14 protein-coding genes are annotated in these 14730 nt (G+C 41.6%); 9 read left to right on the top strand and 5 right to left on the bottom strand.

Translation table 11 applies throughout. The annotated features are described in order from the left end of the window. The first annotated feature begins 78 nt into the window (after positions 1-78). The 5 genes from proC (at position 79) to ACFFGV_RS11700 (ending at position 5611) form a co-directional block, all read left to right on the top strand. Positions 79-888, top strand: coding sequence for a pyrroline-5-carboxylate reductase (gene proC / locus ACFFGV_RS11720; RefSeq protein ID WP_377348031.1), 810 nt, complete (start codon positions 79-81; stop codon positions 886-888). 199 nt (positions 889-1087) lie between these two features. Continuing rightward, positions 1088-1306: a hypothetical protein gene (locus ACFFGV_RS11715; RefSeq protein ID WP_377348029.1), complete on the top strand. Its 219-nt coding sequence runs from the start codon at positions 1088-1090 to the stop codon at positions 1304-1306. 192 nt (positions 1307-1498) lie between these two features. Continuing rightward, positions 1499-1936, top strand: coding sequence for a MarR family winged helix-turn-helix transcriptional regulator (locus ACFFGV_RS11710; protein WP_377348027.1), 438 nt, complete (start codon positions 1499-1501; stop codon positions 1934-1936). A 30-nt stretch (positions 1937-1966) separates the two neighbouring features. Further along, on the top strand, positions 1967-3358 hold the full coding sequence (locus tag ACFFGV_RS11705; protein ID WP_377348025.1) for an MATE family efflux transporter: 1392 nt from the start codon (positions 1967-1969) through the stop codon (positions 3356-3358). Between the two features lie 609 nt (positions 3359-3967). After that, on the top strand, positions 3968-5611 hold the full coding sequence (locus tag ACFFGV_RS11700) for an SLC13 family permease (RefSeq protein ID WP_377348199.1): 1644 nt from the start codon (positions 3968-3970) through the stop codon (positions 5609-5611). Between the two features lie 16 nt (positions 5612-5627). Here ACFFGV_RS11700 and ACFFGV_RS11695 read toward each other — a convergent pair whose 3' ends face one another. Next, positions 5628-5789: a hypothetical protein gene (locus ACFFGV_RS11695; RefSeq protein WP_377348023.1), complete on the bottom strand. Its 162-nt coding sequence runs from the start codon at positions 5787-5789 to the stop codon at positions 5628-5630. Between the two features lie 127 nt (positions 5790-5916). Here ACFFGV_RS11695 and ACFFGV_RS11690 point away from each other — a divergent pair, with 127 nt between their 5' ends. After that, a complete protein-coding gene (locus tag ACFFGV_RS11690) occupies positions 5917-6903 on the top strand; it encodes an NAD(P)/FAD-dependent oxidoreductase (protein WP_377348021.1) in 987 nt (328 codons plus the stop codon). A 32-nt stretch (positions 6904-6935) separates the two neighbouring features. On the opposite strand, the gene ACFFGV_RS11685 is transcribed toward ACFFGV_RS11690, so the two are convergent. Beyond that, complete coding sequence (locus ACFFGV_RS11685) at positions 6936-7256, bottom strand: hypothetical protein (protein ID WP_377348019.1); 321 nt, start codon at positions 7254-7256, stop codon at positions 6936-6938. Between the two features lie 210 nt (positions 7257-7466). Here ACFFGV_RS11685 and ACFFGV_RS11680 point away from each other — a divergent pair, with 210 nt between their 5' ends. Next, positions 7467-8879 carry an alanine/glycine:cation symporter family protein gene (locus ACFFGV_RS11680; RefSeq protein ID WP_377348017.1) on the top strand — a complete coding sequence of 471 codons (1413 nt, stop codon included), beginning with the start codon at positions 7467-7469 and terminating at the stop codon, positions 8877-8879. Between the two features lie 347 nt (positions 8880-9226). Here the strand turns inward: ACFFGV_RS11680 and ACFFGV_RS11675 are convergent, their stop codons facing one another. Together ACFFGV_RS11675 and ACFFGV_RS11670 are read right to left on the bottom strand one after the other, a co-directional pair. After that, entirely contained in the window at positions 9227-10111 is an 885-nt protein-coding gene (locus ACFFGV_RS11675) for a peptidylprolyl isomerase (RefSeq protein ID WP_377348015.1), read from the bottom strand. A gap of 12 nt (positions 10112-10123) precedes the next feature. Continuing rightward, positions 10124-11350, bottom strand: coding sequence for a S1C family serine protease (locus ACFFGV_RS11670; protein WP_377348013.1), 1227 nt, complete (start codon positions 11348-11350; stop codon positions 10124-10126). Positions 11351-11539: 189 nt separating this feature from the next. Between ACFFGV_RS11670 and ACFFGV_RS11665 the strand changes: the two genes are divergently transcribed. Both ACFFGV_RS11665 and ACFFGV_RS11660 read left to right on the top strand, forming a co-directional pair. Next, positions 11540-12250, top strand: coding sequence for a response regulator transcription factor (locus ACFFGV_RS11665; protein ID WP_377348010.1), 711 nt, complete (start codon positions 11540-11542; stop codon positions 12248-12250). Next, positions 12247-13593 (top strand): sensor histidine kinase, encoded by a 1347-nt coding sequence (locus tag ACFFGV_RS11660; protein WP_377348008.1) that lies wholly within the window; start codon positions 12247-12249, stop codon positions 13591-13593. The genes ACFFGV_RS11665 and ACFFGV_RS11660 overlap by 4 nt, the downstream gene beginning before the upstream one ends. Before the next feature lie 26 nt (positions 13594-13619). Here ACFFGV_RS11660 and ACFFGV_RS11655 read toward each other — a convergent pair whose 3' ends face one another. After that, entirely contained in the window at positions 13620-14594 is a 975-nt protein-coding gene (locus ACFFGV_RS11655) for a GGDEF domain-containing protein (protein ID WP_377348006.1), read from the bottom strand. Positions 14595-14730 lie beyond the last annotated feature (136 nt).

Here is a 14730-nt window from a genome sequence, read left to right as displayed (position 1 = left end):
AGAATAAAAGGAGAAACTAATCTGTCTTTTTTCGTGGACAGATGATATATAGGAGCACATTAAAGGAGTGTTTACCATATGAAGCAAACAATAGGATTTATTGGCTGCGGTAAGATGGCACAGGCAATGATTGGTGGTATGGTGCGATCCGATTTAGTAGCGCCAGAACAAATTATTGCCAGCGCCCAATCTGATGTTACATTAGAAGAAGTTCGAAACCGATTTGAAATTCGTACTGATCGGGACAACAGAGTAATTGCGGAAGAAGCTTCTATCCTCATTTTAGCTGTGAAACCAAATGATTATGAAGCCATCATACATGAAATTCGTTCATCCGTTTCTGATACAACGCTTATTGTCACATTAGCACCAGGCGTTTCCTTTGAGGAAGTAGAGAGAGCTTTCGAGCGAGAAATGAAGGTAATACAAGCAATGCCGAATACCCCTTCTTTAGTTGCTGAAGGAATGACGGCATTGTGTGCCAACAGTAAAGTAACAGAGGAAGGACTCTCTTCCGTGGTGGCACTTTTTCAAAGCTTTGGCGAAGTGGAAGTTATTTCAGAAAAGCAGATGTCGGCAATTCCATCCATCAGCGGCTCTTCACCAGCCTATGTTTATATGATGATAGAGGCGATGGCTGATGGAGGAGTGGCTCAAGGTCTATCAAGAGATCAAGCCTATCGTTTAGCCTCTCAGGCTGTCTTAGGAGCAGCAAAAATGGTTTTAGAAACTGGTAAGCATCCTGGAGAGTTAAAGGACCAAGTAACTTCACCTGGAGGTGCAACGATTGCAGCTGTTACGAAGCTTGAGCAGGAACGATTTAGAGGAACCATTATGTCAGCTATGGAGAGCTGTACTAATAAAGTGAAGAACATGTCTGGAGAATAAATCACCAAACCGGCAACACATAGTTACCCTCATGCAATAATATGTAAACTAGTCTGAGTGGATATGCCCGATTTAATAGGGGATATGTACCGTTTGAAAAGTGCGTTTAGGTCCAAGGAGTCAAAAAAAGGAAAAGGCAGTACAACAATGGAAATCCGTGATATATTGAGTAAGAATTCTAATTAGGAGGGATTCCATTATGAAGAAAAGTCTATTTCTAACAATGCTTCTTAGTATGATGCTAGTGCTAGGTGCTTGCGGCGGAGCAGGTGACGAAGGCGGAGATTCTGAATCTAACGAAACGAACACAGAAGAAGAATCTGGTTCTACAGAGGATTCCGGCTCCACTGAAGAAGAAGGTAATATGGAAGATTCTGAATCAGAAGACGATTCTTCTGAGGATAGCTCCGGTGAATAATGAAATAAACTGAAATTTAAAGCCCCCTTACTATGTTTCATATACATAGTGTAAGGGGGTTTTTCATCTGGTAATTTAGTTAGCATTCTAATTAAAATGATACATGCATGCATAGGTTTTAATGAGCGAACAATTTTCTTTACAATAGATGAAGAAGGATATATACTAATTAAATACTTAGGGGGCTAAGTAATGACAAATAAAAATATTAATCATGTATTAGGATACCACATTAATGTTGTATCTCATTTTCTACAAAATAAATACAATCATAAACTAGCTCAATATGATATGACGAGCTCACAGGCCAAGGTGCTGTATTTCCTGGCTGATTATGGGGAGCAGGTGCAATCAGAGCTGCAGGACCGATTATATATTAAAGGTTCCTCTATGAATGGACTAATTGAATCACTTCTGAAGAAGGACCTTATTGCAAGAAGACCATCAGAAGAAGATCGAAGAGCTAAGCTAGTTCGTTTAACCGATAAAGGCAAAGCGCTGGAGGCCGACCTTTGGAACGTTATCGAGGGCCTGGAAAATCAGCTGGCAGAGGGCTTTGAAGAAGAAGAGGTGCAGGTGCTGATTTCCTGGCTGAAAAGAATGAAGCAGAATATGGATTCCTGTTCATAACATCACGACGGCAACAAGGAGGTTGTTAATATGAAGGAACAAAGTGAACGCTTGGGGAAGCAGCCCATTCCGCAATTATTATTTAAATTATCTGTACCAGCCATGATTGGAATGTTCGTTATGGCTTTTTATAACGTTGTTGATACGCTATTTATTGCCAGAGGAGTTGGGATTTTAGGCATTGCCGGAGTAAGCATTGGCTTCCCGGTTATGATGATTATTATGGCAGTTGCCGGAGCGGTAGGTATCGGTGGTGCCTCCGTTATATCCAGACGGTTAGGAGAAGATCGTCAAGATGATGCCAATCGAGTGTTAGGAAATATCTTTCTTCTCATCATCGTCATTAGTATTATTACGACAATTGGTGCTTTTACATTTCTTGACCCGTTATTAATAGCGTTTGGAGCTACACCTAACATCATGCCGTATGCAAAGGATTACCTCTTCCCTATCATGGTTGGCTCCATTTTCTTTGCGTTTGCCTTTACGTCGAATAATATTATTCGATCTGAAGGTAATTCCAGGTTTGCCATGATTACAATGATTATCCCGGCGGTTTTAAACATTATTCTCGATCCTATCTTTATTTTCGGATTAGATATGGGGGTTCGTGGTGCATCATTAGCCACTGTTATTTCACAAGCATCTGTGGGGATATTCATTTTACGTTATTTTGTAGGCGGAAAAAGTACGCTTGCAGTTGGTTTGAATTATATCAGGCTTCGTTTTCATCTCGTTAAAGAGATCATCTCTATTGGCTTCCCTGCCTTTGTACGTCAGGTAGGAGGTAGTGCGATGATGGTAGCTATTAATGCTATGCTCATTCGATATGGAGGAGAATTTGAAGTAGGGGTCTTCGGTATTGTGCAGAAAGTTTCCATGTTCGCTATAATGCCTATGATAGGCTTGCTTCAAGGAATGCAGCCTATAGTTGGGTTTAACTATGGGGCGAAGAATTTTGCGCGCTTGAAGGAAACGATCTGGTTAGGGTTGAAGGTTGTTACCATTATGTCTGCAATTGTATTTGTGGTCATGCTGTCCGTACCAGAATGGTTTATGATGATTTTCACAGGCGATCAAACAACGATTGAATCCGGAGCACATGCCATGCGAATAATGTTTGCTATGGCTGTCTTAATAGGAGCTCAGATTGTGAGCGGAGGACTTTATCAAGCACTAGGCATGGCAAAGCCAGCGTTTCTGCTCTCCATTTCAAGACAAGTGTTATTTCTCATTCCGCTCGTGTTACTATTACCGACAGTCTTTGGACTCGGAGTTACAGGCGTCTGGCTCGCATTTCCTATATCAGATTTTCTTTCCTTTATACTGTCTGCGGCATTCCTATACAGAGACAGGGATATGTTCTTTAAGTCAAAGCATGATCCTGATCTCACTGTAGAAGAGGCACAGCCGAGCTCATAAAGAGCAAAAATCACAAAAAACACTAACATCAAATGAGTTTGACAGTAGTAAATACCTCAAACGAAATAATGATTCTAAGGGTGTTGTTCAATGAAAAAAGCTATTTTCACATCGCTATTTGTAGTGTTAGTTGTATTTTTGTTTGAATATATGTTTAAAGATGATAATTTAAAATTATATATTCAAATTCCCTTCTTAGTCATTGGGATTCTAACCATTTATAAAATAATGAAATAATAACTCATACTGAAAGTTTTATTGTTAAGAGCCTATATTGATGGCTCTTTTTTTAATTGATTGAAATAAGTGCTGTTTTCATTTGGAGAAACAGTCGCTATACTGATGTCTGACCGTTCTACAAGCAGGCGTTTGGAAAAGCTTCTACAGCTACTATTTACACGTATGAAAGCTTCAATTCCAAAAAGCTCCTAATCCTTCCGTTGGAAAGGGAGCTTTTTTGTGTAATTAACAAAGATACATATTAGTATTTGTGTCCATTTGCTTATTTTACAATTAATTGTAAATTAATTGTTTCTTGTTTTATGGAAATGGGAAGAGGGTAAAAGGCGCTAAACTATACATAACAAAGGAGTGAAGGGATTGCATTTATTGGTTACGAGCGCTTGGGGGATGTTGTGGCGATGGCACAAGGACATTACAAAAACGATAAGCTTTTTGGCAGGTAAGGATGTCTCAGCTTCCTCCTCATCTCCTAAAGAGGAAACAAATCAAGACGATGAGGAACCACCTTCTTCTAACAAGCGGCAACGAATTGGACTACTATTAGGACCATTACTATTTATCCTATCTCTGCTGTTTTTTCAGCCGGAATCGTTATCGATGGAAGGAAGGGCAGTATTTAGCAGTACGTTATGGATTGCGACGTGGTGGATTACCGAAGCAATTCCTATCCCTGCCACTTCATTGCTGCCTATTGTGCTGTTCCCAGCTACTGGAGGATTAACGATTGATAAGACAACCTCCTCCTATGGTGATGATAATATTTTCTTGTTTATGGGAGGATTTATTATTGCTCTAGCTTTAGAACGGTGGAATCTTCATAAACGGATTGCTTTAGCTATTATTTCAATTATCGGTACAAGCACGGAACGTATTGTGCTAGGGTTTATGGTCGCAACAGGGTTTCTGTCGATGTGGATATCCAATACGGCCACCTCTATGATGATGGTTCCGATTGGGTTAGCGATTATTTACCAGGTCCAGGATACTTTGAAGCAGCAGGGTCATATGGAGGCTGGGAAGGAAGACTTCCCTTTTGGGAAAGCTCTAATGCTTGGTATCGCTTATTCAGCATCGATTGGTGGATTGGGTACATTAATCGGGACACCTCCTAATACGTTATTTGCAGGTGCTGTCACAAAGCTTTACGGAATTGAGATATCGTTTGCGAAATGGATGCTATTTGGGGTACCGCTAGCGGCAATATTTCTCTTAATGGCTTGGGTGTATCTCGTGAAAATTGCTTACCCAATGAAGTTGTCTAACATACCAGGAGGAAAAGAAGTGATAGAGGAGGAGAAAAAATCACTAGGTGGTATGTCAAAGGAAGAGAAGCTAGTGTTAGTGATTTTTGTTGTAACCGCTTTATTATGGATGACTCGTTCTCTTCTCATTAGTAATTTACTGCCGAACCTGGAATTGGACGATGCTATGATTGCAATTGGTGCATCTCTGGTCCTGTTCTTAATCCCGTCGCCATCTTATAAAGGGCAATACTTAATGAATTGGGAAACAGCGAAGACCCTCCCGTGGGGAATTCTGCTTTTATTCGGAGGTGGTCTTGCTATTGCATCAGGATTTGAAGAGTCAGGATTAGCGGAATGGATTGGACAGCGACTGACGGTGCTAGAAAATGTTTCCTTCTTCTTCATCCTGTTAGCTGTTATTGCATTGGTTATATTTCTAACGGAGATTACCTCCAATACAGCTACAGCTTCTATGATGTTTCCTATTATGGCTTCTCTTTCAACGGCGCTCGGCATTCATCCATACAGCGTAATGGTAGGAGCAGCCATAGCAGCATCATGTGCATTCATGCTTCCTGTGGCAACGCCTCCAAACGCTGTTGTTTTTGGTTCCGGTTATTTACGCATACCAGATATGGCGAAAGCCGGTGTGTGGCTTAATTTAGCAGCTATCATTGTGTTGTCGGCTGCAATATATTTCTTACTACCACTTGTGTGGGATATTGACTTAACGTCTATTCCAAGCAAATTTGAACAAAGCGGCTAATTCTACGTTTATCCATTTACTCCCTTGGGGCTTTTCTGGCTTTATCATGGATTTCCTGCTTCACTTTGGATATATTTGTGGAACTATACTGTTTGGTATTATAGCCGCCTGTACTAGCCAGATATTGTTTAACTTCATTGTAGGAAAGGCTGTCTTTCTCTTGATAGGAATTACCCATTTGCTTTACACCTCCTTACTGTAGTATTTGTTGTACTAACATTTTTAAAGAGGGAATGTGTTCCTTTTCCATATAAAGCAATTACATTAGGGTATGAGTAGAGGAGTGCAGAAGAGGAGGTTAAAAGATGGAAGAGACAGAAGTTACTATCATAGGAGCTGGTATAGCAGGCGTCATGGCAGCAAAAACGCTACAGCAACATGGGATAAACCATATAAGAATAGTGGATAAAGGGAGAAGTGTTGGCGGGCGTATGGCTACACGGCGCATTCAAAATGGACAAGCAGACCACGGTGCTCAGTTCTTCACGGTTCGCAGCAAAAGGCTGGATAGATGTGTTCAGGACTGGCTTGATAAAGGATGGGTAAGAAAATGGTTTGGGGAACGGTATCCAAGATATACAAGTGTCGATGGGATGAACCATCTGGTGAAACGAATCGCAGATCAACTGCCCGTTTCCTTATCCACTAAGGTAACCAAAATAGAAGAACGAGCTGGAGGATTTCAGCTGTCTACGGAAAAAGGGGACACTTGGAAAACAGGAGCTCTTGTCATAACCGCTCCTCTTCCGCAGGCTCTTAAGCTTGTGGAAAGCGGGAACGCCATCGTAAACGAGCAGGTATTGCAAGCCTTAAAGGATGTTACCTACGATCCGGCATTGGTTGGTCTTGTGCAGCTTCAGAATCCTACCACTTTCCCAATAAACGGTTATTTGGCAGAAGGGCTCGGAGGGGATGTGGAACGGATTGTCGATCATCAGAAAAAAGGCATATCTGATTTACCTATTTTGAGTGTTTATATGAAAGGAAGCTTTAGCCTTACTCATTTTGACGAGCCGGAAGAGCTTGTGAAAGAAAAGATACAACAGGCGACAAGCGAAACAATTCCTTGGAGTGAGGTACTTTCCTTTCAACTGAAAAAATGGCGCTATGCAGAAACAAGCTCTGTTTGGAAAGAACCGTATGTTAATCTCCATGAAGCCTTACCTCTGCTAGTTGCTGGGGAAGCCTTTCTTCACCCCTCTGACCAAGCAGAGAGAACAAGAGTGGAGAGTGCCTTTCTGTCTGGTCTAGCTGCTGGAGAACAAATACGGACGTATTTCCAAAAAACATAGGAAAAGCCCACCAAAGTGGGCTTTGTTCCTGCTTATTCCTGTTCAGGGTGGAACTCTTCGGAAAAGGCATATTGAGCATTTTGTAAAGGCGTGTTAGCAGTGCCGTCAAACATAGAATCAGCATCGTGATCTTGCTTCATTCTATCAGTGATTCGACCTGGAAGCATTCCTTGGCCTCCACGAACTACGCCATAAGCAAATCCGGCAATGCCAAGTAAAGTGAATAGCAGGCCGCCATTATTGCGTCTTCTGCGATTATTTCTCATAAAGCTAAACCGGCTTCGTCTGCCGAAAAGAGCTGATTTTCTCCCGAATTGAAACATGGTTGTAAGCCAGCGAAGGTTATTCAACATAAGTTCCTCCCGTAACACGAGTCATTGAGACCTTGTTCCGTCTCATTCTGTAGTGTTTGAAAATCGATGTCCAATTATGATGCCAATCTTTACTATTCCATGTTGGAAAAATATGAGTAGCAAAATTTGTCGAAATTTTATTTTTTGTAAGGAAAGTTGAAGGTATAATGAAATGTATTGCAAGAATTTCAAAAAGTGTAGGTGAGTTATATGGGGATAGGTGACACGATTCTCAATATCGTTGGTCATATTAATGATTTTTTTTGGACCTATATCGTAATCAGTGTCTTATTAGGTGCAGGTTTATTCTTCTCAATTCGAATGAACTTTGTGCAATTTAGATTATTTAAAGAAACATTTAGAGTATTGTTTGAAAAGGAATCGTTTAAGAAAACCGGAAGAGGTACGACTCCGTTTCAGGCATTTACCATCAGCACAGCGTCCCGTGTTGGTACAGGAAACCTTGGTGGAGTTGCGACTGCCATTGCAATGGGAGGACCTGGTGCAATTTTTTGGATGTGGCTCATTGCTCTGTTAGGATCAGCCACGAGCTTTGTGGAGAGTACATTAGCACAGGTGTATAAAGTTCCAGACGACAAGGACGGCTACCGCGGTGGACCAGCGTATTATATGGAAAAGGGCTTAAAAAATAGGAAGCTGGGTATTGCATTTGCGATTACCATCACGTTTACGTATGGATTAGTTTTCAATTCTGTACAAAGTAATACCATTCGATTAGCGTTCGAGCAATCCTTCGACGTATCCAAATGGATTATGGCATTGGTTCTTATGATACTAACAGCTATTATCATCTTTGGCGGTGTAAAACGTATCGCGAATGTAACGCAAATCGTAGTCCCGATTATGGCTATTCTATATTTACTTTTAGCTTTTGGAATCCTGTTATTTAACTTAGGCGCCATTCCAGAAATGGTAGCGACTATTTTTCAAAATGCCTTCGGGATTCGAGAAATAGCAGGAGGCGGCTTTGGAGCTGCAATTATGTTTGGGATAAGAAGAGGACTATTCTCTAACGAAGCTGGAATGGGTAGTGCTCCAAACGCAGCTGCAACAGCAGAAGTTACGCATCCAGCCAAGCAGGGCTTAATTCAGACCCTGGGTGTATTTATAGATACCATCGTAATTTGTAGTGCGACTGCCTTTATTATTATGCTTTCCGGTGACCCGTCTCAGTATATGGATCAAAGTCTAAAAGGAATACAGCTCACACAAAATGCATTCTCCACCCACGTTGGAAGCTGGGCAGGCACGTTCCTAGCAATCGCCATGTTCATGTTCGCATTCAGTTCCGTTATCGGTAACTATTACTATGGGGAAACAAACATACAGTTCATTCAGCATAACAAAGGGTATCTCATGCTATATCGTGCCGCTGTATTACTCATGGTCCTTTTTGGTGCTATTGCTCAAATGGAATTAGTTTGGGCGCTTGCCGATTTAACGATGGCTGTCATGGCAATGATCAACATCTATGCCATAGCTCGTCTCTCTGGAGTGGCCAAAGATGTACTTCAGGATTACATGAAGCGCCGCAAGCAACCAAATACCACTGTATTTGAGAAGGAGCAGATACGTCAGCGTTCAGGTATAGATTTCTGGTAAGCATGTAAGCGTTGAATGGAGCATGGCGGAAACGAGCTAGAGCATTACGGAAATCCGGCACGTGATGCGACGGCCTGTCATTTCTCTGCTACCAGCCAATTTACAATACGTTTTGACACAAAAAGGCAGGCTCTCATCCAAAAGAGCCTGCCTTTTTAGGTAACATCCAGTGTGTGTGGCTTGATGGTGGCAAGCATACACCCGTCTTTTCTCTGAAAATCTATCTGGTAGAAACCAGTCGTCTAACAAAGGGGGGGGAGGGAACAGTGAAAGATCCCTCATCTATGTGATCAAAAAGGAGCAATGTGTTCCTCCTTTTTGGTGTCACTATGCTATAAAGCGTTTAGTTATGGTTGGGGAGTGCTGGTTGCTTCTTCAAAAGAGATTTTATCCTTTAAATCATCAATTTTTATGTCGATATTAGCATCTTTCATAATGTCAGCTAATGTATTAGGATCAGCTTTGCTGGTTTTTAATTGTTGGCGAAGCTGGTCTTCCATTTCCTCAAATGAGCCAATGGAAGATGTATCTTCTTTCTCTCGTTTATCTTCCACTTTAATGATGTGATAGCCGTAATCCGATTGAACTGGGTCACTTACTTGGCCGGCTTCCATTTCGTATGCTTTCTGTTCGAAGGCAGGAACCATTTCTCCCACGGAGAAGTAGCCTACATCTCCTCCATTTTCAGCAGAGGAGGAGTCTGTTGAATATTCTTTAGCAAGTGTGGCAAAATCATCGCCATCCTCTAGCTTTTGTTTTACTTCGTCAGCTGTTTCTTTGTCTTCTACAAGAATATGACTCGCTTTTACTTCTTGTTTCATGTTCTCGTAGTACTCTTTTACCTCTTCATCCGTCACTTCTACATCGGCAGTGGCTGCTTTTTCCTTCAGCATGGAGGATCGAATGATATTCTTGAGGTCTTCTTCACTAGAGAATCCATTTTGCTGGAGGACGGATTCAAATTGATCTCCATAGGATTCTTTTAATTTGTTTATTTCCTTCTGTACTTCTTCATCTGATATGGAGTATTGTTCAGACAACACTTCGTCGTAAAGAAGCTCTTTCAAAGCTGCATCCCCGTATTGATCGACGAGCTTGTTATATAATTCCTCTTTGGTCACGTCTCCTTCTGAGGTAGAGGCGACGACCTCGGAGCTATCCGCGCTCGAACTGCACGCAGATAACACGAGGGCAGCCATAATAGCTGTAAATAGTAATGATAAGCGTTTCATAGTACATCTCCTTTATTTCTCTAGGGTTAAGGTCGTGCTTTGCTGTTGGCCATCACGATAAAAGGTTAGCTCTAACGTGTCACCGACAGATTTTTCTTCATATAAATACTTTCTTAGCTCAACAAGCGATCCGATATCATTTCCGTCCGCTTTAACAATGACGTCATACTTTTGAAGTCCTGCAGCTTCTGCTGGAGAGTTGCTTTGGGTAGCTGCAACGATGACGCCTTTCTGAACATCTGAAGGAAGCTTTAAGGATTCCTGAAGATCCCTTGTAGAGATAGTGGATAGATCTTGTGTTTGAATACCCATATACGGACGAGTAACTTCACCGCTTTGTTCCAAATCCTCGATGACAGGCTGAGCGGTTGCAGATGGTATCGCAAAGCCTAGGCCCTCTACCTCTTGCTGGGCAATTTTCATGGAGTTAATCCCAATTACTTCCCCACTCAAGTTCACTAGGGCGCCGCCGCTATTACCAGGGTTAATGGCTGCATCAGTTTGGAGTACGTCCGTTTCCCAATCTGATTGTCCGTCCCCATTCAAATCAACTGGCATCGTTCTTTCTAGCCCGCTAATAATGCCTTTTGTAACAGATCCTGCAAATTCCAAGCCTAATGGGTTGCCGATGGCAAGAGCTGTTTCTCCTACTTTTAAATCCTCAGAGGAGCCAAAAGTAGCTACATTTGATACGTTGGATCCATCTATTTTTAACACTGCCAAATCAGTCAACTGATCACTGCCTAGCACTTCACCTTCCACTTTCTTGCCGCCGCTTAACACAACATCAATCGTTTGTGCTCCTTCGATTACGTGATGGTTGGTGACGACATAAGCAGATCCATCTTGTTTCTTGTAGATAACCCCTGAGCCGGTTCCGCTTTGACCAGATTCAGATAGTGGACCCGTTTGCTGGTATTTCACAACACCAACCACTGCATCTGACACCTGCTCGACAGCCTGGACGACATTTGAATCTTCCGCAGAATTCTCGGTTGATGTTTGGGTGATGTTAATGTCGTTATTTGGCTGGCTCGCACTGGACTCCGTCCCGTTTGCCGAGTTAAATGGAAATACATTCGCTTTGAATAACCCAAAGGCGCCAAGGAATAAGATGGTGGTGACAACTAAAGCACTGAAGGTAAACTTGATTAGCCAGCTGTAATAGCTTTTGTTTCCATTCTTATTCGGTTGTGATTGCAGCTCTTGCTGCTCTTGATCTATATAATTATCACTCATAATTTCGCTCTCCTCCCCTTAAAAGTAAATGATGATGTGTTTTCAACTAATTTTTATTGTAGAGGAAAGGTATGGCAATCGTTTGGCACAAATGTGTAAAAAGTGTGGAATTGCATTTTATATTTTTATATGAAATAAATAAGATATGGCAAAATAGTAGGTAACAGAGTGGGAAGGGGGATGGAGAAGATGAATGCAAGGATTGCAATTGTAGAGGACGATCCTCATATACAAGAAATTGTAGAGGCCTATCTACAGAAGGAAGGCTACCAAACCGTCCGCCTTCAAAATGCAGAGGAAGCATGGGATATGTGGAGAGCTAATCCGCCAGACGTGTGGGTATTAGATATTATGCTTCCTGGCATGAATGGCTACGAGTTTTGTAGCCGTATTAGACAAGAATCAGATATGCCCATCATTATTATCTCCGCTCGAGATGAAGAGGTAGATAAGGTGATGGGGTTAGAGCTTGGAAGTGATGATTATCTAACGAAGCCATTTAGCCCTAGAGAATTAGTTGCTCGCGTGAATAGAGTGCTGAAGCGATGGGAGAAATTCCAACAGCACACTATACACGAAGAGGAAGGAGAGCAAAGCGGTTCGGATGAAGTTTCGAGCGGTGACCTTACCTTGCATACCTCTGAAAGACGTGTTGTGTGGCAGCATTCTGAGGTGGATGTGACCTCAAAGGAATTTAATCTATTAGAAATACTAGTCTCCCAAGCTAATCGTGCTTTCTCAAGAGAAGAGCTATTAGAGAAAGTGTGGGGGGAGGACTATTTTGGAAGTGATCGTGCGGTTGATGATCTCGTTAAAAGGCTCCGTAAGAAACTTCCAGACGTTCCAATTGAAACAGTGTGGGGATATGGATATCGGTTAAGGGAGCACGATGAGACATGAAACTTCTCTATCAACTGAATGCAGCTTTTGCAACGCTGCTTATCATCATTATGTCTGTTACGGCTTTTTTCATTTATTCGTTAATATTAGATACCCTTATTCAGGATGAGCAGAAGGAGCTTCAGGAAAATGGAGAATTCCTTCTCAATTTAATGTATCAAGAAGACGGAGCAGCTCGAGGTCCTCTCCTTTCCAACATAATGCACAATAACGACTTCAAGGTGTTGTTTTTTGATCCGGATCGAAACCAGGTTCTATATTCCTCCTTGCCAGAAAACATTACAGAGGAATGGAGTCAGCAGTTTGAACAGGAGGAACAGCAGCGTGCTTTATGGAAAAGCGGGGGAGATGATTATGTCATTTCAAAATTGCGCTATAACTATGACGGCAGAAGATACCTTCTTGTGCTGGCAACGCCGCTGGAAGAGCTGCAGAGTGTTCAATCCGTATTTGCAGCTAGAATGATTGCTGTTTTTATCATTGGAATATGTATTGCGGTATTATTTAGCTATCTATTAACAAAGCGGTTAGTAACCCCACTTACCCAATTAAAGGGCGAGGTGAAAAAGATAGAAAATCGCCAATTTGATTCCATAGAACGAATCGGAGCAAGCGGTGAAATAGGTGAGGTAGAGCAAAGCGTGTTGGATATGGCAAAGGAATTGGAACGGTATATTCATTCTCAAAAGCATTTCTTCCAGAATGCCTCTCATGAGTTAAAAACCCCCCTTATGACGATACAGGGCTACGCTGAAGGAGTTAAGGATGGTGTGTTTGAAGGGGATGCGGCAGATAGAAGCTTAGATGTCATAGTAAAAGAAAGCGAACGGCTGAAAAAGATTGTTAACGAAATTATACTATTAGCTAAACTGGATAGTGAGGAAGGTATATATCATCCAGAAGAAATTAGTGGAAGCACCCTTCTACAGCAAACTAAGGAACGATTGCTGCCATTAGCTCAGGAAAAAGGGATTGAGCTTCAAATAAATCAGCAACAGGATGCGCTTCTATCTATTGATGAAGAGAAGATGCTGCAGGCCATGATTAATATAGGTAGCAATGGTATTCGCCATGCTTCCACCAGCGTGCGATTAACAGGTCATCTGGAGGACCAGCACTACATTATTAGTGTGCTTGATGATGGCAGCGGGGTACCGGAAGATCTGCTACCTCAGCTGTTCCATCGGTTTGTAAAAGGGAAAGAAGGAGAAACCGGGCTTGGTCTTGCTATCTCAAGAGCGATTATTGAACGTAGTGGTGGTACCATACAGGTAGCCAATCAAGAGGATGCCGGAGCCGTCTTCTCCATCAAGCTTCCGATAAGTGCAAGGGTGGGGAAATAAATCGTCTCTCCAAGCCTTCCTGCCCCTTATTGTGGATTGTGATTTGGGAGCAAGGTAATATTGGAAGCAAAATGGCTCCCTTCCTCCAGTTTACAGGTTGTTTTTAAGTGGGAAGCGAACTCGCTTAACTCATTCGTAGATTCGAAATCAGTATCTTTATTCGTTACAATAGCAATAGCGATGGATAATAAAGGTGATTTACTCATTTGCTTGTTACGGTCGTAAACATACACATAGCCATTATTCCAATCTTGGTCTGAATATAAATGGCGGACATTTTCATCAAAGGTCTCCATAATATGTTCGCAAACCTGCTTATATTCATGATTATATACAATACCAATAAAGTCATCTCCACCAATATGACCTAGGAAATAGTCAGAGCAGAGGGAGTAAAGTCCATCCTGAATAATACTTGCCGTTTCTCTTATGACAAGATCCCCTTTTTTGAAGCCATACGAATCGTTATATGCTTTAAAGTGGTTAATGTCAAAATATAAAATGCTGTATGCAGGAAGAGCAAGGGCATCTTCCAGCTTTTCCTCAATAAAGAGATTACCAGGTAAGCCTGTCAATGGATTGGAGAAGCGCGCTAAATAAGTTTGAGTCTCAGCAAAGGTCTGGAGCAGATCCTTGATACTGACGATACCAAAAAAGGAGCGGTCTTTCGTGACAATAACATAGTCATATAAATGCTCCTGTGTACGCTTCATAGCTTTCGAGCTAACATCAGTGATAAAATCGAAGTAGTCGACAATAAGTGGAGAGCGATCCATAATAAGCTCGATAGGACGACCCATAAATAAATCATATCCAAATTTAGCAGCGATTTTCTGATGGAATTTAAATTTCATCATTAAACCAAATATGTTTTTGTCATTTCCAACGACTACACCTTCAAGGTAGTTATCTTGTTCAAATATATTACTAACATCGGCACTTATAGTTTTACGATCTATACAAGGAACGGCTTCTGCTATTTCTCCAATATATGTAAGCATAGTAACGTAACATCCCTTCGCTAAATAGGACTATTGATTTATATATATTATCCCACAGAGATCGTATGAAATTTAAGCCAGAATGGAAAGAAAAATCGTTAAGTTTATGTAAAGAGAAAAAAGCAGCGGTATTCTT

The organism is Pontibacillus salicampi, assembly GCF_042434395.1.
In the GTDB taxonomy this organism is placed as follows: Bacteria; Bacillota; Bacilli; order Bacillales; family BH030062; genus Pontibacillus; species Pontibacillus salicampi.
The sequence above is the reverse complement of the archived record's forward strand: the minus strand, read 5'-3'. Positions and strand labels throughout refer to the sequence as shown.